Origin of the sequence: Methyloversatilis sp. (assembly GCF_030696805.1) — a bacterium.
GTDB lineage: Bacteria > Pseudomonadota > Gammaproteobacteria > Burkholderiales > Rhodocyclaceae > Methyloversatilis.
This window is the reverse complement of the sequence record NZ_JAUYRO010000112.1, coordinates 1-24,886: the sequence shown is the minus strand read 5'-3', so window position 1 is coordinate 24,886 and position 24,886 is coordinate 1. Positions and strand designations below refer to the sequence as shown.

Below are 24,886 nucleotides of genomic sequence, written 5' to 3'. Positions count from 1 at the left end.
GCGCCTGGCTGCGATCTGGTCGCCATGGTCGCTGCGGTCTCCAGTCGGTCACCTACCCGGAAATGGCAGCCGATCTGCGTGCGGCGATCCTCTGTGCATCAACTGCGTCCTGCTTGGGACTGCGGCTGTTCCCTTCGTACGTATGGGGTAGCGGTTACGCAACGCCAATTCTGCCGAGCGTTGCAGCGAAGTCACGTCCATTTCAGATCAATCGTCCGGCGCGACGCGGCGCAGTCGCGCAGATAGAGATTGATCAGGCTCTGGTAGGGAATGCCGGTCTCTGCTGCGAGTGACTTGAAGTACTGAATCGATTCTTCATCGAGCCGGATGGTGATCTGCTTCTTTGGTTGTGCGGCGTGAGGGTTCTTTGTTGCTTTCGAGAAGTCGTATTCGGGGCGCAAGGTCATGTCCTGTCAGTAAAACGTCGCTTCGCGGCGCGTGGCACATCTGGCCGAAATGATGCGAATGATGCGATCTGAAGCGCGGTGGCAATGACACACGACAAGCAGCGTCTGGCCGTGTCCGTAACCCAGCAGAACAAATCTGTCTTCGTCTGCCGAGTGATCCGGGTCAACGATCAATCGCGCGTGCTCGTCCGAGAAGGCGGTTTTTGCCTCTTCGAAGCTGACGCCGTGCTTCCGGAGATTGGCGGTGGCTTTTTGTTCGTCCCATTCGAAAACGATCACGACGATGATCCCAATGTAACTACGATGTAGTTACATTTCAAGGACGTGATGGACTGTGTGAGGGCAGCGGTGGTCACCGTCGGATCAGTTGCACAGGGGTGTGGTCGAATATACCAAAAGGATTCTTCGGGCAAGAAATCCGCGGCGCGGTGCAGGTCAGCGGCGAGGCGTGCTGTACACTTCCGCCAACCTTCTTCCGATCGCCTCTTCGTGCCAGACATCCCCACCACCTTTGCCGTCGACGGACCGCTTGCGCGGGCGATCGAAGGATTCACGCCGCGTGCGCAGCAGACGGAAATGGCCGAGCGGGTGGCGGCGGCGATCGAACAGCGCGGGGTGCTCGTGGTCGAGGCGGGCACCGGGACGGGCAAAACCTACGCCTACCTCGTGCCGGCGCTGCTGTCCGGCACCAAGGTGATCGTGTCAACCGGCACCAAGACGCTGCAGGACCAGTTGTTCCAGCGCGACCTGCCGACAGTGCGCGGCGCGCTCGGCGTGCCGGTGACGATTGCGCTCTTGAAGGGGCGCGCCAATTACCTGTGCCACTACCATCTCGAACGTTCCTTGCACGACGGCCGGCTCGGGTCGCGCGAAGAGGCCGGTCATCTGCAGGCCATCGCGCGCTGGGCCAAGGTGACGAGCAGCGGCGACAAGGCGCAGTGCACCGAGGTGCCGGAAGAGTCGGGCGCGTGGCAGTCCGCCACCTCGACGCGCGACAACTGTCTGGGCCAGGACTGCCCGAACGCGAAGGAATGCTTTGTGACCGCGGCGCGGCGCGAGGCGATGGAAGCGGACGTGGTGGTGGTGAATCACCACCTGTTTTTTGCCGACCTGATGCTGCGTGACGAGGGCGTGGCCGAACTGCTGCCGGCCTGCAATGCGGTGGTGTTCGACGAAGCGCATCAGCTTGCCGAGACCGCCAGCCTGTTTTTCGGCGAGTCGGTATCGACCTCGCAGATGCTGGAACTGGCGCGCGACACGCGCGCCGAGGCGGTCATCAACGCCAAGGATTTCAAGCAGTTGCCCGAAGCCGCCGAGCGCATGGCCAAGACGGCGCGCGACCTTCGGCTGGTGTTCCGCGAAGAGAACGTGCGGCTGTCGGCGGTGCAGATCGACGAGCGCGCCGCCTTCGCGCCGGCGCTGGCCACCGTGCTCGACGCGCTGCGTGAGCTGGCCGGCGTGCTCGAAACCCAGGCCGGACGCAGCGAGGGGCTGGAAAAGTGCTGGCAGCGCTCGCTCGATCTGGTGGCGCGCATCGAACGCTGGCAGAAGCCCGACCAGCCCGACCGTGTGCGCTGGGCCGAGGTCTACACGCAAGCGCTGGCGCTGAATGCCACGCCGCTTTCGGTGGCCGACATTTTCCGGCGCCAGATGGAAGACAACCCGCGTGCATGGATCTTCACGTCAGCCACGCTGGCGGTCGGCGGCGATTTTGGCCATTACTGCGGCGAGCTGGGCCTGGCCGGTGCCCAGACCGCGCAATGGGGCAGTCCGTTCAACTACGGCGAGCAGGCGCTGCTGTACGCGCCTGAAAACATGCCCGAGCCGTCGGCGCCCACATACGCCGAAGCGGTGGCGCGCACCGCCTGGCCGCTGATCAAGGCCTGCCGCGGCGGCGTGTTCGTGCTGTGCACTTCGCTGCGCGCGATGAAGCGCATCCATGAGCTGATCGAAGACAAGCTGTCGGCTTACGACCCTGATCGCCCGTTGCTGATGCAGGGCCAGGCCACGCGCAGCGAACTGCTCGAGCGCCACCGCGCTGCCGGCAACGCGGTGCTGGTCGCCAGCCAGAGCTTCTGGGAAGGGGTGGACGTGCGGGGCGACGCGCTGCAGCTGGTCATCATCGACAAGCTGCCGTTTGCCCCGCCGGATGACCCGGTGCTGTCGGCGCGCATCGAACACATGAAGCGCGAAGGCCGCAACGCCTTCATGGATTACCAGCTGCCGCACGCGGTGATCAGCATGAAGCAGGGCGCCGGCCGGCTGATCCGCGACGAGCGCGACCACGGCGTGCTTGTGGTGTGCGACCCGCGCCTGATCGACAAGCACTACGGCAAGACGATCTGGCGCAGCCTGCCGCCGATGCGCCGCACGCGCAGCGAAGACGTGGCGGTGCAGTTTCTGGAAAGCCTGGGCGGCTGATCGCTTCGCGATTTTCCCGATCGGAGATTGCGCGAATTTCCGATCTGCGCCGGCACCCGCGCGGTACTCTGGCCGTAGTCTGGAATCGTTGATCCGAAGTCCGGGAGGTGTCGCCATGTTGCGCGAAGCACTTTTCAGGGGGCCGGCGCACGACGTCGCCCGTTCGTCGAAATTGCGCGTGCTGTCCGGGCTGCTTGCGCAGGCCGGCATTGAAACGGACGGAACCGAGCCGTGGGACATGCGCATCCATTCATCCGATCTGCCGGCACGTCTGCTCGCGCAGGGCAGCCTCGGTCTGGGCGGAAGCTATATGGATGGCGAATGGGACGCCGACCATCTCGACGAATTCTTCGCCCGGCTGTTGCGTGCGCGTCTGGGAGAGCGCGTGCAGCCGGCGCGCATCGTCCTGCATGCGCTCAGCGCGCACATTTTCAACCGCCAGACACGCCGCCGCGCCTGGCAGGTCGGCGAGCGCCACTACGATCTGGGCAACGATTTCTACGCTGCCATGCTCGATCCGCGCATGACCTATACCTGCGCCTACTGGAAGGACGCCGGCGACCTTGCATGCGCGCAGGAAGCCAAGCTCGATCTGGTGTGCCGCAAGCTCAAGCTCGAACCTGGCATGCGTCTGCTCGACATCGGCTGCGGCTGGGGCAGCCTGATCGGCTACGCGGCGGAACACTATGGTGTGGAATGCGTCGGCGTGACTGTGTCGCGCGAGCAGGTCGAGTGGGCGTGCGCGCGCTACGCAGGGCTACCGGTGGCGTTCCGGCTGCAGGACTATCGCGAGGTCGACGAGGCCTTCGACCGGGTGGCCAGCATCGGCATGTTCGAGCATGTCGGACGCAAGAACTTCCGCACCTTCATGCAGGTGGCGCGGCGCTGCCTGCATCCGGACGGCCTGCTGCTGCTGCACACGATAGGAAAGAACACGCGGCGCGGCGCGACCGACCCCTGGATAGACCGCTACATTTTCCCCAACGGCGATCTGCCGGCGGTCGACCAGATCGGCCACTCGCTTGAGGATCTGTTCGTGGTCGAAGACCTGCACAACTTCGGCGCCGACTACGACCGCACGCTGATGGCCTGGCATGGCAATTTCGAAGCTGCCTGGCCGCAGTTTGCCGACCGGCTTGGCGAGCGCTTTCGCCGCATGTGGCGTTATTACCTGCTGTCGTGTGCCGGCGCCTTCCGCGCGCGCGACATCCAGCTCTGGCAGTGGGTGTTGTCGCCGGCCGGTGTGCCCGGCGGCTATCGGCGCATCAATTGACGCGGCGCATCAACCGACATTGAAGTACTGGCGGATCGCCTCGTCGGAGGTGTGGGTGTTCAGCTCGCTGACATTGATCGACAGGCTGCCGGTGGCCCACAGGTAGTGCTTGCGGAACCATGCATAGAGCTCGTCCGATGCATTCTCGATCTCGCCCAGGCGGCCCGACTCGATCAGATATTGCAGCGCGCGGTCCGCTCCGGGGGTGTGCTCGGTCACAGCGCGATGCTTTTCGAGCGGCTGGAACAGGCGGCCCACATCGAGTGCCGTGACCGATTGCGGGCGCTCGGCCAGACGGCGCTCCAGCTTGTCGATTGCGGCCATCCACGACGGGCTGAGTTTGAAGCGCTTGCGCAGACTTGCGATCCAGTTTTGCAGAAGCGCAACATAGGTTTGTTCGGAGGCCTTTTCGCTCATCATGTTGGCGTTATCCTTGTGCGCAGTCGCAATCAGCCGGTGACGCGGGCTTTCAGCCAACGTCTTCCAGTTCGATTTTACGGTTGCACTTCGATCCGGCTTGAGCAGCGGTTGAGCAGGTTGGTCCGGCGAAACGAGTATTTGTTTGCGCGAGGCGCTCCGCCCGCGCGGCATCACGGTAGCGGCCCGGTTCATCGTGAATGATGGCGCCACGAGAACCGTTTTTGGTCTTCAGACATGCATCCGGTACGCCTCAGGCGGGATATCCGGATTTTGTGGTCTCAATCTACCGGTTACGCACCATGGTTTTCGAAGTCTACGGCCGGTTCGAAATCGAAGTTTGCGAGGAGTCGGGGGCGTGGGTCGCCTACCGGCTGGGCCCCGGCATGCGTCATCGCGACTATGAGGTGTCGTTCCCGAGCGGGCTGGCTGAAGACCGGCTGGCCGAGGCGCTGACCAAGTGCTTCCAGGACCTCGCTTCGCCGGGGTTGAACGTGCGCCGCGTCCGCTGAAAGCCGTCGCATTCACCGCCGCGTCGCCACGTTCGCCTGTTGCCCCCAGCGCGCCCCTGAAGGACCGTGATGCGGTTGCTGTGTGAGCGCTGCAACATGATCTGCCCGCGGCGGTGATGTACCCTTCATGTCATTCATCCTCTGTGCACCGATCACGATGAAAACCCTCTACGAAGCGGCCAGCCTCGTCGAAGCCCATCTGCTGAAGGATCTGCTGGCACAGGAAGGCGTGCCGGCGGTGATCCACGGTGAGTTCCTGCAGGGTGGCATGGGCGAACTGCCGGCTGCCGGCCTGGTCCGGCTGATGGTGGATGATCACCACTATGGCGCGGGGCGTGCGGTCATCGAACGCTGGGAAGCCAGCGCGGTCTGCGACATCGCTGACGCTTCGCAGCAGTCGGTGCATGACGACGCGTCGCCCGACAATGTCACCGCTCCTGCTGGCGAGCAGTCTGTGCAGCGGCAGCCCCATCAGCCCCCGCAGCGCCGGCGCAATGGCCGCAACCCCTTCGGCATGTGGATTGCCGTGGCCGTGGTCGCGACGGCATGCTGGCTGTACGCGCGCGCGGTCGAGGCCGTCGAGGTGGTCGAAGTCACCGATGTCGGCGGTCGCATTGACGGCCGTGCGACGAACGCCGACGTGCTTCCGGTGGCGCCGTCCTCGCCCGGGTACGGCGCCGCACAGCGCTTGCGCTGAGTGTCCGTGCCGGCTGCAATCGGTCCGGCGGCACCGCGCGCCGGGCGCCTGGGCAGCCGCATCCTCCTCGCTTCACTACTTTTTGTTGGCGCTTTGTGGCTGCTCGATCGCCTGTTTCCGCCGCCTTTGCCCGGCCCTGACGATGGTTTCATCGTGCTGGCGCGAGACGGCAGCCCGCTGCGCGCATGGCCGGGTGCGGATGGCGCGTGGCGCTATCCGGTCACGCTGGCCGATGTGTCGCCGCGCTATGTCGAAGCACTGCTGGGCTATGAGGATCGCTGGTTCCGCTGGCATCCGGGCGTCAATCCGGCCGCCTTGGCGCGCGCCGCATGGCAGTGGGCGGGCAGCGGGCGCATCGTGTCCGGCGGCTCCACGCTCACCATGCAGGTCGCACGCATTCTCGAACCGGTGCCGCGCACGCCGCGCGGCAAGCTGCGCCAGATGGCGCGTGCGCTGCAGCTCGAATGGAGGCTGTCGAAGGACGACATCCTCACGCTGTATCTGAACCACGCGCCGATGGGCGGCATCGTTGAAGGCGTCGAAATGGCCAGTCGCGCCTACCTGGGCAAGCCGTCGCGCGACCTGAGTCAAGCCGAAGCGGCGCTGCTCGCGACCTTGCCGCGCGCGCCCAGCCGCCTGCGTCCGGACCGCGCGCCCCAGGCCGCTCAGGTCGCGCGCGACCGCGTGCTGACACGTATGGCCACCTTCGGCATCTGGTCGCCCGAAGAGGTGGCCGACGCGCGTATCGAACCGGTCATCGCACAGCGCCTGCAGGCTGGCTGGCTGGCGCCGCTGGCGGCCGAACGTCTGCGCGGCCAGGTGCGCCGATCGGACCGCCGCGGCCTCACTCGCGTCGCCAGCACGCTGGACCGCGAACTGCAGAGCACGGTCGAGCGCCTGCTGGCCGACCGCGCCTCGGTGCTGCCGCCGAAAGTCTCGATCGCCGCGCTGGTGATGGATGTTGACACGCTGGAGGTGCGCGCCTATGCCGGTTCGGCTGACTTCACCGACGCCGGACGCAGCGCCCACGTCGACATGGTGCGCGGCGTTCGCTCGCCCGGCTCCACACTGAAACCCTTCCTGTATGCGATGGCGCTCGACGACGGCCTCATCCATTCCGAAAGCCTGCTGATCGACGCGCCGCAGGCCTTCGGCGGCTACCAGCCGGGTAATTTCCAGGCCGATTTTTCGGGGCCGGTCAGCGCGGCCGAAGCGCTGCAGCGCTCGCTCAACGTGCCGGCCGTCGATCTGCTCGACCAGATCACGCCGCCGCGCTTCGCCGCCCGGCTTGCTCAGGGTGGGCTCAAACTGCGCATTGCGACCGGCGAACAGCCCAACCTCAGCCTCATCCTGGGCGGCGCCGGCGTCACGCTGGAAGAACTGGTCGGCGCCTACCGCGCACTGGCAGCCGGCGGCCTGGCTGGAACGCCGCGCCTAGCGCCGGACGCGCCGCGCGCGGAATCACGGCTGATGAGCGAAGGTGCGGCGTGGATCGTGCGCGACATTCTGGAAGGCGGCGGTCATCCGGACCGTCCCTTCATCGAAGGCGGTGGCAGCGCGCCGCTGGCCTGGAAGACCGGCACCAGCTTCGGCTTTCGCGATGCCTGGGCGGTCGGTGTGGCCGGCCGCCATGCGCTGGGTGTCTGGATAGGACGGCCTGACGGTACGCCCAATCCCGGCTTCTTCGGCGCCAACGCGGCAGCGCCGCTGTTGAAAGACATCGCCGCGGCGCTACCGCGGACAGCGCGTGCATCGCGTGACCGGCCGGGGTCGGTGCAGGCGGTCGACATCTGCTGGCCGCTTGGCACGACCACGGCCGATACACCTGCACCACTGTGTCATCGCCGCCGCAGCGCCTGGTCGCTCGCCGGCGCCGTGCCGCCGACCCGTCCGGACCGCATCGACGGCAGCAGCCTGCGGCAGACCGTGTGGATCGATGCGGCGAGCGGCCTGCGCACCGTGTCCGGCTGCGGTAATGGGCAAGCACAGGATTTCGCGCGTTGGCCGGTGTTGTTGCATCCCTGGCTTGCCGGCTGGCTGCCGTCTGACCAGCGCATGCCCGACTGGAAACCCGGCTGCGCGCCGATTGATACCGCCCCGGCCGCGACGCTGCGCATCGTCGGCCTCACCGACGGCCTGCGCCTGCGCCCCGCGCCGCATCAGCGCCATGTGTCGCTGCAGCTCGCGGCGCGTGGCGCGCAGGGCACGGTGTACTGGCTGCTCGATGGCCGACGGGTGACGCCGGATGCCGGCGGCAAACTGCTGCTCGACGACCCCGGCGAACACCGGCTGACCGCGCTGGACGGGGAGGGGCGCCACCACAGCATTAGGTTCGTGCTCGATCCGGCACCGGATACCCGGGTCCTGCGATAAGCCCCCGACTGCTGCAAGCGGTTCTGGCGGCGGGCGCTATTGGAGCAGTCTGTGGATGCTGCGTGTGGAACGGGCGGTGGAAGCGCTCTGGGAAAGGTTGTGGGAGCGGCTGTGGAGCGGCGTCCCCGCCGCTCCCACGGGGACAGCTCCAGGCCGATTGTCGTTGCGCTGCGCTATCGGCGGAATGAAGTCCCGACCTGTTCCGTTCGCGGGAATTCGCCCACGGGAAGCTGGCCCGCGCCGGAGCGATGTGGTTCGTTTCTGCGATCAGGCGTGGGGCCGCCTTGACACGTACGGCAGCGATGGTGACGATGCGTCGCGCGTGCCGATGACGCAAGATCCGGTCGCATCCTTGATTGAAGGCCGCGATCGTCCGGAATATTCAAGCTGCCTGAATTTTGCTCAGGCAGTTTTTTTCAGCAATTTCAGTCACCAACCCGGGAATGACCATGTCTCAAATCATCGTTGAACACAATCCGTCGGAAGACAAGCTCAAGCAACTGGGCGTGTCGAGCTGGGAAATCTGGGAGAAGGAAGTGTCGAAGTTTCCGCTCGATTTCGGCATGACAGAAAGCGCCTATCTGCTGGAGGGCGAGATCCATGTCACGCCGCAAGGCGGCGACAAGGTGGTGATCAAGGCCGGCGACTTCGTGGTGTTCCCGAAGGGCATGAAGTCGATGTGGGAAGTGGTGAAGCCCTTGCGCAAGCACTACAAGCACAGCTGAACCACACGGATGACCCGATAGCGGGTTGAAAAAACAAAAGCCCCGGCGATCCGGGGCTTTTGTTTTTGCTTCGACGCATGGTCGCCTCAGCCGGCAAACGCACAGGCCGCGCACGCTGACCGCACCAAAATGCCGTTCTCCCGTGCGTCAGGGGGCGCGATACTCGACCCCGTGGCGCTTGAAGACGTCCTTCAGCTCGCCCTTTTCCGCAATGCTGTTCATCGCGGCCTGCAGCGAATGGGCGAGTTTTTCGTTGCCTGACTTCACCGCGAGGCCGATCACCCACTGGCGGCGATTGACCAGCGGCAGCGGCACGTCGGAAATGACGTAGCCTCTGGACCCTGCCAGACCGGCTTCCAGCTCGCTCTGCATGGCCATGACGGCACTGACTTCGCCGTTCTTCATTGCGGTCAGCGCCTCGGCGGCCGATTTGTAATGGCCGACGTTGTTGCGGTAGGCGCCGCCATCTGCGGACAGCAGCACCGTGGCGGGGTAGGTTTCCACTTCGACGCCGATGCGCTGGGTGCGGAAGGCATCGAGCGACTCGAGCTTGTCGATCTTCTCGACGTTGCGGGCGATGGCGAACTTCTCGCGGTAATACGGTGCGAAGAACATGGCCTTGTCGTTACGTGCCGTGTAGGTCGCGTCGATGGGTACGTGCAGCATGACATCGGCCGGGCCGTAGCCGAGTACCGTTCCGCGCCACACCATGTTGCGCAGGTCATCGTCCATGTTCTCGTCAGCCGAGAACCACAGGATTTCGAGCTTTACTCCGAGCCGTTCGGCCAGCAGTCTGGCGAGGTCAACGTCGATGCCGCTCGTGGCGACGTCGGAGAACGGGGCGAATTCCTTGTACAGCGCGACCTTGATCTGGCCGCTCTTGATCACTTCGTCGAGGTCGCGGCCCTGCGCCCATGCGCTGCCGGCGAAGGCGCCTAGCCACATGACGGCACACAGCATGAGCGCGGTGAATCTGTTCTTCATTCCTGGTCTCCAGAGGTATTGTGTGTGCGGGGATGGTTTCCCGCGAGGCCGCATTTTTGCACGGCAGACGGGAATCGGTTGCAATAACCGGCATCCGCTCCGCAGCATCAGCGCGGCTTGCAAGGTGTTCTGGCTGGCGGATCGCTCGGCACGCGCGCCGGCAAGCCGGACCGTGAAGAAAAAAACCGGCGCCAGGAGGCGCCGGTTACGGTCGCCCCAACAGCGGGGCGCAAGGAGGAGTCTTCAGATCTTCCGGATCAATCTTTCAGCAGTTTGAACACCCACATCGAGCCGCCCTGGTTCAGGTAGGCGACCTTCTTGGCCACGTCACCACCCCACAGCGGGACTGCGCCGCCCCAGCCGGCCGTCACGGCGATGTACTGCTCGCCGTCCTGGTCCCAGGTGATCGGGGGGGCCACGATGCCGGTGCCGACCTGGAAGGACCACACTTCCTTGCCGGTCTTGGCGTCAGCCGCCTTCAGGTAGCCCTCCGGCGTGCCCCAGAACACCAGGCCACCGCGGGTAACCATCGCGCCACCCCACAACGGGGCGTTGTTGCGCACTTCCCACACGATCTTGCCGGTCTTTGGATCGACGGCACGCAGCGCGCCGATGTAGTCGCCCCCGATGGCCTTCTCGTCCAGTGTCTTGATCGTGAAGCCGGCACCCAGATAGGCAGCACCCTTCTTGTAGGAGATCGGTTCGTTCCAGATTTCCATGCCCCATTCGTTGGACGGCACGTAGAACAGGCCGGTGTCCGGACTGTAGGCCATCGGCATCTGGTTCTTGCCGCCCAGGAAGGACGGCGTGGTGAATACCGATTCCCCCTTCTTGCCATCGGCGCTCTTTGCCGGGTCGCCCGGACGATTTGCCTCGTCGAATATCGGACGGCCGTTTTCGTCGAGTCCCTTGGCCCAGTTCAGTGCCTTCACGAACGGGAAGCCGCGCTCGAACTTGCCTGTGTTGGCGTCGAGCACGTAGAAGAAGCCGTTGCGGTCAGCCTTGCCGCCCATGCGCTTGCCGTTCATGTCGAAGGTGACGAATTCGTTCGTGCCGTCGTAATCCCAGCCGTCGTTCGGCGTGCCCTGGAAGTGCCACTTGATCTGACCGGTCTTGATGTCGATCGCGACCGTCGAGCACGAGAACAGATTGTCGCCCGGACGCAGGTGGCTGTTCCACGGTGCCGGGTTACCGGTACCGAAGTAGGCCAGACCCGTCTTCGAGTCATACGTGCCGCCCAGCCAGGTGGCCGCGCCGCCCACCTTCCACAGGTCGCCCGGCCACGTTGCGTTGGTCGTGCCGCTGATGCCGTTTTCGGTCTTGTTGCCGTCGGCATCGAACGTATAGCCCATGTGTCCTTCGATCGTCGGACGCACCCACACCATCTTGCCGGTCTTCGGGTCGCGCGCTTCGACGCGGCCGATGACGCCGAATTCACCGCCGGACACGCCGGTCAGCAGCAGACCACCCGCGATGATCGGGGCTGCGGACGACGAATAGCCGGCCTGGTAGTCGTCGATCTTTTCCTTCCACACCACCTTGCCGGTGTTCTGGTCGAGCGCGATCAGCTGCGCATCAAGCGAGGCAAAAATGACCAGATTGTCGAATACGGCTGCACCGCGGTTGATCACGTCGCAGCAGGGCATGATGCCCTCGGGCAGGCGGTGTTCGTATATCCACAGGCGCTTGCCGGTCTTGGCATCGAGTGCGAACAGGCGCGAGTACGAGGCGGTGACGAACATCTTGCCGTTCACGATCAGCGGCTGAGCTTCCTGGCCGCGCTGCTTTTCGCCACCGTAGGAATAAGACCATGCCGGCACCAGACGCTTGATGTTCTTGGTGGTGATCTGCTTGAGCGGGCTGAAACGCTGGCCTTCGGTTCCCATGCCCCACGAAAGAACGTTACCCGTGGTTTTGGCGTCATTCACGATGTCGGCGTCCGTCACACCGGCATGCGCGAGGGTGCTGTGCGCGAAGGCGGTGAGGACGAGCGCGGCAATAGCAGTTCTTTTCATGGATGGTCTCCTCGAATTTGGATCAGTCGTCTGACTGTCGGATTTTTCGTCGCAACGAGCGACGCCCGAGTGTTGCAAAACGCATGCCATTTACAGGATTTGCGCCAAAAATCCGGCTCGGCCTTACCTGGTGGGCGGCTGCGCCGGCAAGCGTGGCAAGGCTCCGGCGCGGGGATACCTTCCCTGAGCCGCGCGGATAAAGGCCCTGCGGCGGGTAGGTGTTCTATCGGGGCGCAGATGCGGCGTGGGTAACGCAGCGAGGCGGCCGGTCACGTTCGCGCCGGACGACTTTGGGGGAGCCGTTGCACGAGCGGCTGATGCGTCCGGATTTCAACCGATTTTTACAAATCGTTCGTACAAATATCGAACGTTCGCCAGAGGGTATGTCCCGGAGTGGGCGGGGTGACGCCCCGATCTATCGGGGATTCCTTCACGGCCGCCACTGGCGCGTCAGCATGTTCGGGCCATGCGCGGCGCGAACATTATCCCGACAGAGTATCCGTCGAATTGTGGTCGAATTGTGGTCGAGTGCTGTTGTCGGGCGTTTTCGGGTTCGCGTGTTTGTTCGTCTGCGGGGCGAGGGTGCCCCGTGGATCAGCGCTTGCCGTTGCCGCCCAGCAATGCGGCGACCTGTCGCTTGCCGCGCCGGGTGCCGCCTGCGGTGCCGTCGGCCGCGACGGCCGGGTCATCGCCGGAGGGCAGTGATTCGTACGGCTTGCTGAAGTCGAAGCCGTCCGCTGCAACCTGGCTCGCCGATGAACGCGGACTGCGCGGCGGACGTACTGCGTCGCCCGGCGACGACCGTCCTCGACGGGCTGCGCTTTCGGGCCGTTCCGCCCGCTCACCGCTGCTGGCGGCGCGTTCCCGCGGGCGCTCGCCACCACGCCCTTCGCGCGGACTCGATTCGCGCGCTTCTCGCTGCCGGGCGCGGCCCGGGTCGAAGCCTTCCGGCGTTGCCGGCTCTATTTCCTTGCGGATCAGCTTTTCGATGTCGGCCACGCGGCCGCGCTCTTCCGGCGCCATCAGCGAAATTGCCTCACCGCTGCGCCCGGCGCGGCCGGTGCGGCCGATCCGGTGTACATAATCTTCCGCGTTGTGCGGCAACTCGAAATTGATGACGAAGGGCAGGTCTTCGATGTCGAGGCCACGCGCCGCGACATCGGTCGCGACCAGTACGCGGACGGCGCCGCTCTTGAACGCTTCCAGTGCCTCGGTGCGCTGCTGCTGGCTCTTGTCGCCGTGGATGGCATCGGCCGCCACGCCCTGACGGATCAGGTGTACGGCCAGCCGGCTGGCGCCGAATTTGGTATTGACGAACACCAGCGCCTGACGCGACACGTAGTCGGGCTGCGTCAGCAGGTGCGTCAGCAGGGCGCGCTTGTCGTCGGTCGCGCAGGCGTGCACGCGGTGCGTCACGGTTTCGGCCGTGGCGTTGCGGCGGGCGACCTCGATCAACTGCGGGTCGCGCAGCATGGCCTGCGCCAGCTTCTTGATTTCTTCCGAGAAGGTGGCCGAAAACAGCAGGCTCTGCCGCTGGGCCGGCAGCAGCGCGAGGATGCGCTTGATGTCCGGGATGAAACCCATGTCCAGCATGCGGTCGGCTTCGTCCAGCACCAGCATCTGCACCTGGCCAAGCGCAATGCTCTTGCCTTCGACGTGATCGAGCAGGCGACCTGGCGTGGCGACGACGATTTCGCGGCCTTCGCGCAATTCCTTCACCTGCGCCTTCATGTCCACGCCGCCGTAGATGCAGACCGAACGCAGCGGCAGGTGCTTGGAGTAGGTGCGCACGCTTTCGTGCACCTGCATCGCCAGTTCGCGCGTCGGGCAGACGATCAGTGCGCGTACCGGATGGCGGGCCGGCGATGGCGAACTGCTGGCGTGCGGCGCGAGGCGCTGCAGCAGTGGCAGCGTGAAACTGGCGGTCTTGCCGGTGCCGGTCTGCGCACCGCCCATGACGTCGCGGCCCGCCAGCACGATGGGAATGGCCTGGGCCTGAATGGGGGTCGGCACGGTATAGCCGGTGTCTGCGACAGCGCGCAGCAATTCGGGGATGAGCCCGAGTTCTTCAAACGACATGTATGCGAAGCTCTTTGTGTAAGGACTTCCGCCTGGCATGCCGGTTCAGGCTGGGGAAATCGGTTCCGGAAAACCCGGCGCGAGTGCGCGCCAAAGTGAGCTTGGCGCGGGTATCGAGCCCGGGGCGCAGGCGCCTGGGCGGGGAAGTGGAGGATCGGGCCGGGCAATCCGGCCGGATCGGAAACTCCGGGCCGCGCCATGACCGGCGAGGCGACTGCACGCGCATTATCGCACAGAGCGGGGTTTCGCCCCGCTTGGCGCGGATTCGCAATACAGGAACCGGCGCTCCCCTCAGCCGTGTCGGCGGCGGGCGGATGCGGACTTGCCGGGTACGCCCAGGTAGCCGGTGACTTCTTCGCGGTCGTGGTAGAGCTGGCGAAAGCGGAGTTCGTGCTTCTTGTCGACCGACTCCAGCGCCTCGGCAATCAGGTCGGAACACAGCTGCAGTTCTTCATAGCGCCGCTTCATCGGCAGCTTCAGGTTGAAGATGGCGTGCTGGCACAGGCCCTGCGCCACCCAGCGCGCCACCAGAGCGGCGACGCGGCGCGGCTGTTCGACCATGTCGCACACCAGCCAGTCGACCGGCTTGCGCGGCACGAAGCGGAAGCCGTCTTCCTTCTTGTGGCGCACCTGACCGGTTTCGAGCAATTCGGGCTTCATCGGCCCGTTGTCGACCGCAGTCACTTCGAAATGGCGCGACACGAGGTGCCAGGTCCAGCCACCCGGTGCGGCGCCAAGGTCGACCGCACTCATGCCGGGCTTGATCAGCCGTTCCTGTTCGTCTTCGGTCAACAGGCTGTGAAAGGCCTCGGCCAGCTTGAGCGTCGAGCGTGACGGCGCTTCGCGCGGCATGCGCAGGCGCGGGATGCCGCCCGGCCACTCGCTGCGACGGCCCGGCCAGGAGAGCGCCACCGTGGCGCGGTCGGCCGCGGTGAAGAAGATGTGCAGGCGCGGTGCATCGCGGTCGTCGCTGAAGGCGTTGGCCGCTTCGAGCGCCTGACTGACGAAACTTTCCAGCTTGCGGCTAAGGCCGGACAGCGCCTTCACCTTGTCGGTGTCCGGCGTTTCGATCAGGAAATCGCTGAAGCCCGGCGCCAGTTCAAGTGCGGCTTCGACCACCGGTGTGACGCGGTCGCGTGGCGTCATGCCTTCAACGGTACGGCCTGCCCACACCAGCTGGCGCGCGAAGGTGAGGTCCTGCCAGCTCAGCTTGCGCATCAGTGCGCTCAACGCGCGTGCATCGGCAAACGCTTCGACGTAGCCGCTGCCGGCTTGCGCCTGCGGTTCGATCATCTGGCCGGCGTCGCCGCAGCGGTCCATGATCTCCTGCGCGCATTCGCGCTCGAAGCCGGCACGGCAATACAGCAGCAGGCCGAGGGGATTTGTTTTCAAGGTGTATCCGTTCAGGGTGAATCCGTGCCGGGCGGACCGGTCTGTGATACATGTCGCGTCCTTGGGAACGCAATCCGGTTTGCCGCATGAATCTTACGAAAGTTACCGGAATGAAGGCTGTCGGCACGAAGGATATCGCGCGCCGTCGTCTCGGACGCTCGACGCTTGAGGTCCCGGCCATCGGGCTGGGCACGATGACCTTCGGTCAACAGGTCGACGAGCGCACGGCCCACGCCATCATGGACGAGGCCCTCGAGGCCGGTATCGACTTTCTCGACGCCGCCGAAATGTACCCGGTCCCGGCGCGCGCGGAAACCTTCGGCGACACCGAACGCATCGTCGGCAGCTGGCTTGCGCGTCGCCCGCGCGAATCGGTCATCGTGGCGACCAAGGTGGCCGGACCGGCGCGCGGCATCGAATGGATACGCGGCGGGCCGCTGGCGCTGGATGAAAGCAATATCCGGCAGGCAGTCGAAGGATCGCTCGCGCGGCTGCGCACCGACTACATCGACCTGTACCAGATCCACTGGCCGGCGCGCAACGTACCGATGTTCGGCCAGTACGAATACGACCCGGGGGGCGAGCGCGAGGCGGAGTCGCTGCGCAGCCAGCTCGAAGCGCTGAGCGGGCTGATCGATGCGGGCAAGATCCGCCACATCGGTGTGTCGAACGAAACGCCGTGGGGCCTGATGACCTGCCTGCGGCTGGCCGATGAAGGTCTGCCGCGCGTGGTGAGCATCCAGAACGCCTACCACCTGATGAACCGCACATTCGACGTCGGCCTGTCGGAAGTGTGCACACGCGAGCAGGTGTCGCTGCTGGCGTACTCGCCGCTGGGCTTCGGCCACCTGACCGGCAAGTACGCCGAACGCGCTGATGCCGCCGGTCGCATCACAGAATTTCCGCAGTTCGGGCAGCGTTACTTCAAGGAGAACGTGGCACCGGCTTCGCGCGCCTACGCTCAGCTGGCGCTCGAACACGGACTCACCCCGACCCAGCTGGCGCTCGCATTCTGCTATCGGCGCCATGCCGTGGCGAGTACCCTGATCGGTGTGACCACGCGCACCCAGTTGCGGGAAAACATAGACGCCTGGGCCGCAACGCTGTCGAACGCGCTGAACGAAGCCATCGACGCGCTGCACCTGCGCTACACCAACCCGGCGCCGTGACCGGGCGCCCTGCCATGTCGTACAGAGGAGATTTCCGGATGTTCATCAAGCCGTTAGCCGCGTTGATCGCGGCCAGCGTCATGCTCGCGCCGATGTCGGCGGGTGCCAATACAGCAGCCGCCAAGCCAGCAGCCAGCGCCAAGGCAAGCAAACCCGCCGTAAAGTCCAGCGCGAAAGCCGGCACCAAGGCCGCCGCGCCGAAGGAAGCCGCCGAACTCGAACTGGCGCACGGTCTGGACGACGCAGCAGCAGTGGCCCTGCAGGCGCTGGTGGACGACTTCAACGCCGGCGGCAAAGCCAGACAGAAGATCGTGCTCAGCGCGCGCAACTGGGAAGACGCGGACGCTGCGGTGCCCACACTCCCGGCCATGCTGGTGCTCGACGACGGCGCGCGTCAGCGCTTTCTCGATGGCAAGCCGCGCTTCACTCCGCTGCACCAGGTGATGACGACCGCGAAGGAAAAGTTCGCCCAGGCAGCGATTCCCGCGCCGATGCCCCCTTACCTGAATGGTGCGAAAGGCCGTCTGAATGCGCTGCCGATCGGCCTGACCACACCGGTCATGTTCTATAACCGCGACGCCTTCGCCCGTGTAGGGCTTGACCCGAACGTGCCGCCCACTCACTGGTTTTCGCTGCAGGAAGCGCTCGGCACGCTGCGCGACGGCGGCTACGCCTGCCCTTACACCAGCGCGCGTCCGACGCAGATCCACGTGGACAACATCAGCGCCTGGCACAACGAGCCATTCGCGCGCAAGCAGGGCAAGACCGGCGAAGCGCTCGCCATCAACGGCCTGGTGCAGGTGAAGCATCTGGCGATGATGTCCTCCTGGTACAAGAGCCGCTACCTGCACATTTTCGGTCGCGCTGACGAGGCGGTGCCGATGTTCGCCGGTGGCCAGTGTCAGGTGCTGACGGCACGTTCGTCCGCCTGGCCGCAGATCAAGCGCGATGCCAGGTTCGATGTCGGCGTTGCAGCGCTGCCCTTCCATGAAGACATCCGCAATGCGCCGCGCCACACGCTGGCCGACGGCGCCAGCCTGTGGGTGAGCGCCGGTCGTGGCGCCGAGGAAACGCGCACCATCGCGCGCTTTGTCACCTTCCTGCTCGATCCGGACCGCCAGGCCCAGTGGTCGCTGGCCACCGGCTTCATTCCGCTGAACCGCGCCGGCATGGTGGCGATCAGCCCGGTCGATGCACCGACCGCCGACAGCGTCGCCCGGGTCGCACTGCGCCAGCTGGCCGGTCGCGCGGGTGCGAAGGACGAACAGACCAGCCACGCGGCCAGCGACCCGCGTGTGCGTGCGGTGCTCGACGAAGAACTGGAAGAATTGTGGGCCGACCGCAAACCGGCCAAGGCCGTGCTCGACACGGCAGTCCTGAGGGCAGGCCCATGTCTGACGTCGATCAACTCGTCCTGCTGATCCGCTCGGCGCGCGAGGACGCCGCGGTCGGCGAACCGCTGCGCCGGCTGCTTGCGCTCGACGACGCGGCGCGCGTCAAGGCGATCGAGAAGTGGGTGCGCGAAGGCGTCGCCGCCGGCACATCGGTGGGAATGCTGAGCGCGATCGCGTGGCTGACCGACGACGACGTCGCGCGTCAGGCGCGCGAGTTGCTCGATCCGGCCTGAAGCCGACCCGATGACGTCCAGGCGGTCGCCCTGGCCCTATCCGCTGTGGATTGCCCATCGCGGTGGCGGCTCGGCGGCGCCGGAGAACACGCTCGTCGCGATTCGCAACGGCGCGGCAGCCGGCTTCGGCATGGTCGAATTCGACGTCATGCTGAGCCGCGATGGCGTGCCGCTGCTGATCCACGACGAAACCGTCGAACGCACGACCGATGGCGCGGGCGCGGTCAGCGCGCTCGACGCCGGGGCGCTGCTGCGTCTGGACGCCGGGCGCTGGCACGGCCCGGCTTTTGCCGGCGAGCGCATTCCGACGCTGGATCAGGCGCTCGACTGCCTGCTCGCGCTGGGCATCACCGCCAATATCGAAATCAAGCCGGCCACGGGCTTCGAGCGACGCACCGGCGAGGTCGTTGCGCTCGCGGTCGCCGCGCGCTGGCCGGCCGACCGGCCGCCGCCGCTGCTGTCCTCGTTCTCGATGGACGCCCTTGAGGCGGCGCGCGAGGCGGCGCCCGACCTGCCGCGCGGCCTGCTGTTCGAAGACATTCCCGATGACTGGCCAGCCCGCTTGCGCGAGCACGCTGCGGTGTCCATCCATTGCAACGAGGCAGCCCTCGACGATGACGTCTTGCGCCAGGTGTGCGACGCGGGCGTGCCAGTGCTCTGCTACACGGTCAACGACATGGCGCGCGCGCGCGCGCTGATCGCGGCCGGTGTGCGCGGGCTGTTCACCGACTGCATGGCGTTCGCCCGGCCGGGCTGAGCAGCACCGGCATGTGGACGATGTTGGGCATCGCTGCGCTCACCCCAACCTACGGAACGCGATTTGGCGGCGGCTTGCCGGAGTAGGTTGGGGTGAGCGCAGCGATGCCCAACGACAGCCGCAACCCCATGTACGCCCGCCGCCCCATCTGCGGCAGCGGATTCGCACTCCATTTCGCTGTCGCGCGGGGCAGGCGGGCGAAGTGCCGGGGCGCTACAGGGGCGCCATCCGTGTCACCGCGTATTTGCCGAAGATGCGGTCCAGCGTGCCGTCGCGCGCCATCTCCGCGATGGCGTCCTGCAGCGCCTGCGCCAGTTCCGCGTTATCCGCCTCGACCGCGAGGCCGAGCGCCCAGCCGGCCTGCGGCAGGCCGGGCAGCGGCGGTGGCGTGCTGATGACGAATTTTGCGCCGGTCGCGGCCTTGATCGGCTCGACCTGACTGCGCAGTCCGAAGAATCCGGCAATACGGCCTTCTTCCAGCGCGCGTTGCGCCTCGTACGGCGAATGGAAGTGATGGATCTGCTCGCGCAGGCGGCCCGCGTCCGACGACAGCAGCGCGAACGACATGATGGATTCCGTTTCGACCCCCAGTGACTGGTCGGTCACGTCGGTGATGGCATCGAGCTTCGGCAGCAGTTCCGTGGTGCGGATCACCGCCATGGTTTCGCGGTGGTAGGGCGCGAAAATCTTCACCTGCGGGTTGCGGAAGCTCATGCCCGGGTCGACCGGCACATGCACCATCACGTCGGACGGGCCCGGCCCGAGACCGAGGAAATTGCCTTTCCACACGATGTTGCGCAGGTCGTCGTCCATGTTTTCGCCGGCGTCGTATGCGCGTACGTCGACCGCGACGCCGAGCCTTTCGGCCAGCGCGTGCCCGAGCTCGACGTCGATGCCCGTGCCCTGATCGGAATAGGGCGGGAAGTCCTTGTAGACGCCGACGCGCAGCGTACCGCTGCTGCGGATCTGCGCCAGTTCGCGCGCCTGGGCGCCGCTGTAGGCAATGGTGCACACGGCGGCGATCGCGGCCGTGACGAAGCAGGTGAACGAGACCGGACGCATGAAGTTCTCCTTTGGATACGCCGGTGCAGCTTACGGACCGCAACCACGCCGGGCGCCGGCAATATGCCGATCTTCAGGCGGTCAATTTGCCTGCCGCCCGTCCGTGGCGTCCGTCCTATCATGGCGGCCCACGCCGACACTGTCCGGCAGCAATGCCCGGATACGCCCTCATGAAACGTGTCGATCTCAAGCGCAGCCTGCTGTTGCGCATAACCCTTTTCGCATTCGTGCTGCTGCTCAGCGCGATCGCCGCCACGCTGCACGAGGCGCGCAGCCGTATCCGCGCAGACCTGCAGCGCACCGGCGGCACCATCCAGCAACTGATCCAGAATGAAGCGACGAATGCCACCCCGGCCTTTGACCGCGATCTGCGCGGCCTTGACCTGTCCGCTCTCGCGGGCCTGGGCCGCCTCATTCATTTCTGCGTGCGGGTCGACGACCTGTATTCACGAACGGTTGTGCGGCGCTGTTTTGGCGACGCTTCCGAACCGCTGTTGCTGCCGGCCTCGCTGATGCAACGGTTGGTCGGCGACAACGCGGTGTTCATCGGCCACGTCGGCAAGTTCCCTGGCATCAAGGTGGGCGAACTGACGATCACGCCCCATTTCGCCAGCGAAGGGGCCGCCGTGTGGCGCGACGTGCGCAACCTGCTGTTCATCACCGGTGGCGTACTGCTGCTCAACGTGCTGGTCTATCTGCCGGTGCGCCGCGCGCTGCTGCCTACCGCCGACATCCTGAACCGGCTCGCGCGCATGGAAAGAGGCGACCTGGCGGTGCGTTTGCCGTCCTTCGAACTGGTCGAGCTGCAGCGCATCAGCGAGGTGTTCAATCACCTGGCCGAGCGGCTGGAACAGACTGTCGCCGAGCAACGGCAACTGGCCCTGCGATTGCTCGACATCCGCGAGGAAGAACGCCGTCATCTGGCGCGCGAACTGCACGATGAACTGGGGCAGTGCCTGACGTCCATCCAGGCCGAGGCAGCCTATGTGCATGAGGTGGCAGGCGACCGGCTGCCTGTGCTGCTGCCCAGCGCCGACGCGATTTCGCGCATCACCGCGCACATGATGGAAGTGCTGCAGCTGATCCTGCGCGAACTGCGCCCGGTCGGGCTGGAGGAATTCGGTCTCGCCGCCAGCCTCGAACAACTCGTCGCCAGCCGCAACCGCAGCAGCCACGGCCGCTGCCTGCATGCGCTCGTGATCGACGGCGAGGTCGACTCGCTGGCCGACAACCTGAACGTGAGCCTGTACCGCATCGTCCAGGAAAGCCTGACCAACGCGGTCAGGCACGGCGACGCGCGCCACGTCGAGGTATCGCTGCGCCGCGACGGCCCGGAACTGCTGTTGCGCATCGATGACGACGGTCTGTCCGACCCCGGCACGGGCTTCAGCGGCGGGCTGGGCATGCTCGGCATGAGCGAGCGCGTGCTCGCGCTCGGCGGCACGCTGGTACTGGCGCCGCTCGATGGCCGCGGCCTGCGCGTCGAAGTCAGGCTGCGCGTGCCGGACGGGCGGGCGGCGGTACGCCGGCCATCGATGCGGCCGGCATTCCCGTTGGCCGCCAGTGGAGCGCCGGCATGATCCGCCTGCTGCTGGTCGATGACCACGCAGTGGTGCGCGAAGGGTACCGCCGCCTGCTCGAGCAGCGCGGCGACCTGCGCATCGACGCCGAAGCGGCGACCGCGGCCGAGGCGCTGGTGGCTTTCCGCAATGTCGGACCGGACGTCGTCGTACTCGATCTTTCGCTGCCCGACATGGGCGGAGTCGAACTGATCCGCCGGCTGCTGCAGCGCGAGCCGCGCGCCCGCATCCTGGTGTTCAGCATGCATCGCGACCCGCTGTTCGCGACCCAGGCATTGCGCGCCGGCGCCCTGGGTTACGTGACCAAGAGCTGCGCCCCCGAAGTGCTGATCAAGGCGGTGTACCAGGTCGCCGCCCGCCAGCGCGTGCTCAGCCCCGATATTGCGCCCGACATCGCGCTGGCGCTGCTGCGCGACATCGACAACCCGCTCGAGGCGCTGTCGCCGCGTGAATTCGAGGTGCTGCGCCTGTTGCTCGATGGCCGTTCGGCCGAAGAGATCGGCCTGTCGCTGCACATCAGCCCGAAGACCGCGCAGAACACGCACTACCAGATCAAGGCCAAGCTCGGCGTGAAGAGCGACATCGACCTGATGCGCATGGCGATCAAGTGGAAACTGGTGCGCGACGACAACGCCGAAGCTTGAGCGGCGGCGTGCGGCCGGGCTTCATCGCCTTGCGGCGGTCACTTCGCCGGCGCGGACGCGCGACAGGTAGTCGTCGGCTTCGCGCACGCCTTCGCTCGCCGCCCGGCGCAGCCAGTATTCGCCGGCCGCCGGATCGGTCGCGGTGCCGCGCCCTTCGAACAGCGCGACGCCATAGTGGTAGCGCGTCAGGCTGTGGTAGCCGTCGCCATCGTCGCTTTCGGCGCCGCGCCGCAGCAGCGCCGTGGCGCGCGGCAGATCCTGCGGCACGCCGACGCCCGTTTCGAGTATCTGCGACAGCCAGATGATCGAGAAACCGTCGTTCCAGCGGTCGACGCAGTCCTGGAAGATGCGGATCGCCGCGGCGTGGTCGCCGGTCTTGTCGGCGGCGTAGCCGTACAGGCATTTGAAGCGCCGCGGGCTGTCGATCCATGCCTCGTAACTCAGTTCGTTGCCCGATCCTTCCGCCGAGGTCGGGGCCGGAAGAGCGAACAGGGCGGCGGCGCACAGCGCGCCGGCCAGGGTGCGTACGGTGTGGGTGGCGGCGCGCAGGGCGCTGCCGGCGCCGCAGGTGTGGATGCGCATGGAATGCTCCGTACTGTAGGGACGAACGCATGCTAGGCGCAGCCACCGTGGCCGGCACGCGGCGAAGCGGGCGCGGGCAGTGCCCGGCGTGCGGTCGGGGAAAATGCCTGCCCGAGTGCCCGCCCGAGTGCCCGCCGCGGCGCTTCGATTGCGGCCTTGCCGCATCCCCTCAGGCCGATGCGGCGTGCAGCAAGGTCGAGCGCAGCGCCGCCTGCCACTGGCGGATCAGCGCGTCGGGCGCTGCATCGCGGCGCGGTTCGTGCCGCTGCGCGCCTTCGTCCGCCGGCTGCATGGCGACGCCGGCGCCGCGGGCGGCGAGCAGGGCGGCGCCGAGCGCGGTGGTTTCGGCGGTGGGCGCCACGCGCACCGTGCTGCCCAGCAGGTCGGCCTGCATCTGCATCAGCAGCGCATTGGCGGTACCGCCGCCGTCGACGCGCAGTTCGCGCAGGCGCACGCCGGCGTCGGCTTCCATCGCCCGCATCACGTCCAGCGTCTGCAGCGCGATGGATTCGAGCGCGGCGCGGGCGATGTGGGCACGCGTGGTGCCGCGGGTCAGGCCGTAGATCGCGCCGCGCGCTTCGGCCGACCAGTGCGGCGCACCCAGCCCGGTGAAGGCCGGCACAATGGTGACGCCGGCGCTGTCCGGCACGCTGGCCGCCAGCGCCTCGATGTCGCCCGAGCGGGCGATCAGCCCCAGCCCGTCGCGCAGCCACTGCACCAGCGCGCCGGTCACGAACACGCTGCCTTCCAGCGCGTACTCGATGCGCGCAGAAGCCTGCGCGGCACAGGTGGTGAGCAGGCCGTGGCGCGACACGATGGCCTGTTCGCCGGTATGCATCAGCATGAAACAGCCGGTGCCATAGGTGTTCTTGGCCAGCCCCGGCGCCGTGCAACCCTGGCCGTACAGCGCCGCCTGCTGGTCGCCGGCGATACCGGCGATCGGCAGCGCACGGCCGAACAGCGCGCTGCGAGTTTCAGCGAGAACACCGCTGGACGGCACCACGCGCGGCAGCAGTGCGCGCGGAATGTCAAACAGTTCGAGCAGGCCGTCGTCCCATTGCCCGGTGTGGATGTCCAGCAACTGGGTGCGGCTGGCGTTGCTCAGGTCGGTCAGGTGCTCGCGCCCGCCGGTGAGCTGCCACACCAGCCAGCTGTCGATCGTGCCGCAGGCGAGTTCGCCGCGCAGCGCGCGTTCGCGGGCGCCGGGCACGTGTTCGAGCAGCCAGGCGATCTTGCTGGCCGAGAAGTAGGGATCGAGCACCAGGCCGGTCTTCGCGCGCACCGCGTCCTCGTGGCCGTCGGCCTTGAGCCGGGCGCAGAAGTCGGCGGTGCGCCGGTCCTGCCAGACGATGGCCGGGGCCAGCGGCGTGCCGGTCGCGCGTTCCCACAGCACGACGGTTTCCCGCTGATTGGTGATGCCGACCGCGGCGATGTCGGTCGGCGCAAGCGCGGCGCGCATCAGCGCCTCCTTCACACAGTCGACGGTATCGGTCCAGATGCGATGCGCGTCGTGCTCCACCCACCCCGGCTGCGGGTAGTGCTGCGGCAGCTCGCGCTGTGCCATCGCGACCACGCGGCCCGCGGTATCGAACAGCAGCGCGCGCGAACTGGTTGTGCCCTGGTCGAGTGCGAGGATGTGGCGCATGTCTTCTCCTTGTCCGCCTGTCGTCTCCACGGCAGCGCAGTCATCGGGCGCTGCGGGCGGAATGCTAGAATCTGCGGCTGTTTCGCGCAGTTTAGCGCCCTCCTGATCCCCCATTGCCGACCATGACCAGCGCCGACATCCGCTCCGCCTTCCTGAATTTTTTCGCGTCCAAGGGCCACCAGATCGTGGCGTCCAGTTCGCTCGTGCCGCACGAAGACCCGACATTGTTGTTTACCAACGCCGGCATGAACCAGTTCAAGGACGTGTTCCTCGGCTTCGACAGGCGCAGCTACAACCGCGCGACGACGTCGCAGAAGTGCGTGCGTGCCGGCGGCAAGCACAACGATCTGGAAAACGTCGGCTACACCGCGCGCCACCACACCTTCTTCGAGATGCTGGGCAACTTCAGTTTCGGCGACTATTTCAAGCGCGAGGCCATCCAGTACGCCTGGGAACTGCTCACCGAGGTGTTCAAGCTGCCCAAGGACAAGCTTTACGTTACCGTTTACGCCGAAGACGACGAGG

General features: G+C 66.3%; 23 protein-coding genes. 13 read left to right on the top strand and 10 right to left on the bottom strand.

Features of this window, described 5'->3' with window-relative positions; all coding sequences use genetic code 11:
• Positions 1-191 precede the first annotated feature (191 nt).
• Both Q8R75_RS17905 and Q8R75_RS17900 read right to left on the bottom strand, forming a co-directional pair.
• Positions 192-407 (bottom strand): BrnA antitoxin family protein, encoded by a 216-nt coding sequence (locus tag Q8R75_RS17905; RefSeq protein WP_305611333.1) that lies wholly within the window; start codon positions 405-407, stop codon positions 192-194.
• A gap of 6 nt (positions 408-413) precedes the next feature.
• Positions 414-686: a BrnT family toxin gene (locus Q8R75_RS17900; protein WP_305611332.1), complete on the bottom strand. Its 273-nt coding sequence runs from the start codon at positions 684-686 to the stop codon at positions 414-416.
• A gap of 210 nt (positions 687-896) precedes the next feature.
• Here Q8R75_RS17900 and Q8R75_RS17895 point away from each other — a divergent pair, with 210 nt between their 5' ends.
• Together Q8R75_RS17895 and cfa are read left to right on the top strand one after the other, a co-directional pair.
• The gene (locus Q8R75_RS17895) at positions 897-2,828 is read left to right on the top strand and encodes an ATP-dependent DNA helicase (protein WP_305611330.1); all 1,932 of its coding nucleotides are present in this window, start codon (positions 897-899) and stop codon (positions 2,826-2,828) included.
• Between the two features lie 115 nt (positions 2,829-2,943).
• Entirely contained in the window at positions 2,944-4,101 is a 1,158-nt protein-coding gene (cfa, locus tag Q8R75_RS17890; protein WP_305611329.1) for a cyclopropane fatty acyl phospholipid synthase, read from the top strand.
• Between the two features lie 9 nt (positions 4,102-4,110).
• Here the strand turns inward: cfa and Q8R75_RS17885 are convergent, their stop codons facing one another.
• The gene (locus Q8R75_RS17885; protein WP_305611327.1) at positions 4,111-4,713 is read right to left on the bottom strand and encodes a hypothetical protein; all 603 of its coding nucleotides are present in this window, start codon (positions 4,711-4,713) and stop codon (positions 4,111-4,113) included.
• Positions 4,714-4,820: 107 nt separating this feature from the next.
• Here Q8R75_RS17885 and Q8R75_RS17880 point away from each other — a divergent pair, with 107 nt between their 5' ends.
• From Q8R75_RS17880 to Q8R75_RS17865, 4 genes are all read left to right on the top strand, one after another.
• Complete coding sequence (locus tag Q8R75_RS17880; protein ID WP_305611325.1) at positions 4,821-5,030, top strand: hypothetical protein; 210 nt, start codon at positions 4,821-4,823, stop codon at positions 5,028-5,030.
• Positions 5,031-5,157: 127 nt separating this feature from the next.
• Positions 5,158-5,727, top strand: coding sequence for a DUF2007 domain-containing protein (locus Q8R75_RS17875; RefSeq protein ID WP_305611323.1), 570 nt, complete (start codon positions 5,158-5,160; stop codon positions 5,725-5,727).
• 6 nt (positions 5,728-5,733) lie between these two features.
• The gene (pbpC, locus tag Q8R75_RS17870) at positions 5,734-8,100 is read left to right on the top strand and encodes a penicillin-binding protein 1C (RefSeq protein WP_305611322.1); all 2,367 of its coding nucleotides are present in this window, start codon (positions 5,734-5,736) and stop codon (positions 8,098-8,100) included.
• Positions 8,101-8,549: 449 nt separating this feature from the next.
• Positions 8,550-8,825: a cupin domain-containing protein gene (locus tag Q8R75_RS17865; RefSeq protein WP_305611320.1), complete on the top strand. Its 276-nt coding sequence runs from the start codon at positions 8,550-8,552 to the stop codon at positions 8,823-8,825.
• 147 nt (positions 8,826-8,972) lie between these two features.
• Here the strand turns inward: Q8R75_RS17865 and Q8R75_RS17860 are convergent, their stop codons facing one another.
• From Q8R75_RS17860 to rlmM, 4 genes are all read right to left on the bottom strand, one after another.
• Positions 8,973-9,809: a transporter substrate-binding domain-containing protein gene (locus tag Q8R75_RS17860; RefSeq protein WP_305611318.1), complete on the bottom strand. Its 837-nt coding sequence runs from the start codon at positions 9,807-9,809 to the stop codon at positions 8,973-8,975.
• A 257-nt stretch (positions 9,810-10,066) separates the two neighbouring features.
• Positions 10,067-11,824: a PQQ-dependent methanol/ethanol family dehydrogenase gene (locus Q8R75_RS17855; RefSeq protein ID WP_305611316.1), complete on the bottom strand. Its 1,758-nt coding sequence runs from the start codon at positions 11,822-11,824 to the stop codon at positions 10,067-10,069.
• Between the two features lie 594 nt (positions 11,825-12,418).
• Positions 12,419-13,903 (bottom strand): DEAD/DEAH box helicase, encoded by a 1,485-nt coding sequence (locus Q8R75_RS17850; protein WP_305611315.1) that lies wholly within the window; start codon positions 13,901-13,903, stop codon positions 12,419-12,421.
• A 291-nt stretch (positions 13,904-14,194) separates the two neighbouring features.
• Entirely contained in the window at positions 14,195-15,295 is a 1,101-nt protein-coding gene (rlmM, locus tag Q8R75_RS17845) for a 23S rRNA (cytidine(2498)-2'-O)-methyltransferase RlmM (RefSeq protein WP_305611314.1), read from the bottom strand.
• An 86-nt stretch (positions 15,296-15,381) separates the two neighbouring features.
• Here rlmM and Q8R75_RS17840 point away from each other — a divergent pair, with 86 nt between their 5' ends.
• The 4 genes from Q8R75_RS17840 to ugpQ are packed head-to-tail and all read left to right on the top strand — an operon-like array spanning position 15,382 to position 18,848.
• Positions 15,382-16,464, top strand: a complete 1,083-nt coding sequence (locus Q8R75_RS17840) for an aldo/keto reductase (protein ID WP_305611312.1) — start codon at positions 15,382-15,384, stop codon at positions 16,462-16,464.
• A 38-nt stretch (positions 16,465-16,502) separates the two neighbouring features.
• Positions 16,503-17,885, top strand: a complete 1,383-nt coding sequence (locus Q8R75_RS17835) for an extracellular solute-binding protein (RefSeq protein ID WP_305611310.1) — start codon at positions 16,503-16,505, stop codon at positions 17,883-17,885.
• A complete protein-coding gene (locus Q8R75_RS17830) occupies positions 17,855-18,091 on the top strand; it encodes a hypothetical protein (protein WP_305611308.1) in 237 nt (78 codons plus the stop codon). Before Q8R75_RS17835 ends, Q8R75_RS17830 begins: the two co-directional genes overlap by 31 nt.
• Before the next feature lie 10 nt (positions 18,092-18,101).
• A complete protein-coding gene (gene ugpQ, locus Q8R75_RS17825; protein WP_305611306.1) occupies positions 18,102-18,848 on the top strand; it encodes a glycerophosphodiester phosphodiesterase in 747 nt (248 codons plus the stop codon).
• 213 nt (positions 18,849-19,061) lie between these two features.
• On the opposite strand, the gene Q8R75_RS17820 is transcribed toward ugpQ, so the two are convergent.
• Positions 19,062-19,910 (bottom strand): transporter substrate-binding domain-containing protein, encoded by an 849-nt coding sequence (locus tag Q8R75_RS17820; protein ID WP_305611305.1) that lies wholly within the window; start codon positions 19,908-19,910, stop codon positions 19,062-19,064.
• A gap of 170 nt (positions 19,911-20,080) precedes the next feature.
• On the opposite strand from Q8R75_RS17820, the gene Q8R75_RS17815 reads away from it, so the two are divergent.
• Both Q8R75_RS17815 and Q8R75_RS17810 read left to right on the top strand, forming a co-directional pair.
• Positions 20,081-21,490: a histidine kinase gene (locus Q8R75_RS17815; protein ID WP_305611303.1), complete on the top strand. Its 1,410-nt coding sequence runs from the start codon at positions 20,081-20,083 to the stop codon at positions 21,488-21,490.
• Complete coding sequence (locus tag Q8R75_RS17810) at positions 21,487-22,134, top strand: response regulator transcription factor (protein ID WP_305627019.1); 648 nt, start codon at positions 21,487-21,489, stop codon at positions 22,132-22,134. The genes Q8R75_RS17815 and Q8R75_RS17810 overlap by 4 nt, the downstream gene beginning before the upstream one ends.
• 21 nt (positions 22,135-22,155) lie before the next feature.
• Here Q8R75_RS17810 and Q8R75_RS17805 read toward each other — a convergent pair whose 3' ends face one another.
• Together Q8R75_RS17805 and glpK are read right to left on the bottom strand one after the other, a co-directional pair.
• Positions 22,156-22,716, bottom strand: coding sequence for a hypothetical protein (locus Q8R75_RS17805; RefSeq protein ID WP_305627017.1), 561 nt, complete (start codon positions 22,714-22,716; stop codon positions 22,156-22,158).
• Positions 22,717-22,885: 169 nt separating this feature from the next.
• On the bottom strand, positions 22,886-24,361 hold the full coding sequence (glpK, locus tag Q8R75_RS17800; RefSeq protein WP_305627015.1) for a glycerol kinase GlpK: 1,476 nt from the start codon (positions 24,359-24,361) through the stop codon (positions 22,886-22,888).
• A 122-nt stretch (positions 24,362-24,483) separates the two neighbouring features.
• Between glpK and Q8R75_RS17795 the strand changes: the two genes are divergently transcribed.
• A partial coding sequence (locus Q8R75_RS17795; RefSeq protein ID WP_305663816.1) for an alanine--tRNA ligase-related protein occupies positions 24,484-24,886 on the top strand: 403 nt, incomplete at its 3' end.

Coding starts and splice junctions, on each gene's coding strand:
- Q8R75_RS17905 (WP_305611333.1), bottom strand. CDS start 407: ATGACCTTGCGCCCCGAATACGACTTCTCGAAAGCAACAAAGAACCCT.
- Q8R75_RS17855 (WP_305611316.1), bottom strand. CDS start 11,824: ATGAAAAGAACTGCTATTGCCGCGCTCGTCCTCACCGCCTTCGCGCAC.
- Q8R75_RS17875 (WP_305611323.1), top strand. CDS start 5,158: ATGTCATTCATCCTCTGTGCACCGATCACGATGAAAACCCTCTACGAA.
- Q8R75_RS17850 (WP_305611315.1), bottom strand. CDS start 13,903: ATGTCGTTTGAAGAACTCGGGCTCATCCCCGAATTGCTGCGCGCTGTC.
- Q8R75_RS17815 (WP_305611303.1), top strand. CDS start 20,081: ATGAAACGTGTCGATCTCAAGCGCAGCCTGCTGTTGCGCATAACCCTT.
- Q8R75_RS17880 (WP_305611325.1), top strand. CDS start 4,821: ATGGTTTTCGAAGTCTACGGCCGGTTCGAAATCGAAGTTTGCGAGGAG.
- Q8R75_RS17835 (WP_305611310.1), top strand. CDS start 16,503: ATGTTCATCAAGCCGTTAGCCGCGTTGATCGCGGCCAGCGTCATGCTC.
- Q8R75_RS17830 (WP_305611308.1), top strand. CDS start 17,855: ATGTCTGACGTCGATCAACTCGTCCTGCTGATCCGCTCGGCGCGCGAG.
- Q8R75_RS17805 (WP_305627017.1), bottom strand. CDS start 22,716: ATGCGCATCCACACCTGCGGCGCCGGCAGCGCCCTGCGCGCCGCCACC.
- Q8R75_RS17885 (WP_305611327.1), bottom strand. CDS start 4,713: ATGAACCGGGCCGCTACCGTGATGCCGCGCGGGCGGAGCGCCTCGCGC.
- Q8R75_RS17865 (WP_305611320.1), top strand. CDS start 8,550: ATGTCTCAAATCATCGTTGAACACAATCCGTCGGAAGACAAGCTCAAG.
- ugpQ (WP_305611306.1), top strand. CDS start 18,102: ATGACGTCCAGGCGGTCGCCCTGGCCCTATCCGCTGTGGATTGCCCAT.
- Q8R75_RS17820 (WP_305611305.1), bottom strand. CDS start 19,910: ATGCGTCCGGTCTCGTTCACCTGCTTCGTCACGGCCGCGATCGCCGCC.
- Q8R75_RS17860 (WP_305611318.1), bottom strand. CDS start 9,809: ATGAAGAACAGATTCACCGCGCTCATGCTGTGTGCCGTCATGTGGCTA.
- cfa (WP_305611329.1), top strand. CDS start 2,944: ATGTTGCGCGAAGCACTTTTCAGGGGGCCGGCGCACGACGTCGCCCGT.
- Q8R75_RS17840 (WP_305611312.1), top strand. CDS start 15,382: ATGAATCTTACGAAAGTTACCGGAATGAAGGCTGTCGGCACGAAGGAT.
- glpK (WP_305627015.1), bottom strand. CDS start 24,361: ATGCGCCACATCCTCGCACTCGACCAGGGCACAACCAGTTCGCGCGCG.
- Q8R75_RS17810 (WP_305627019.1), top strand. CDS start 21,487: ATGATCCGCCTGCTGCTGGTCGATGACCACGCAGTGGTGCGCGAAGGG.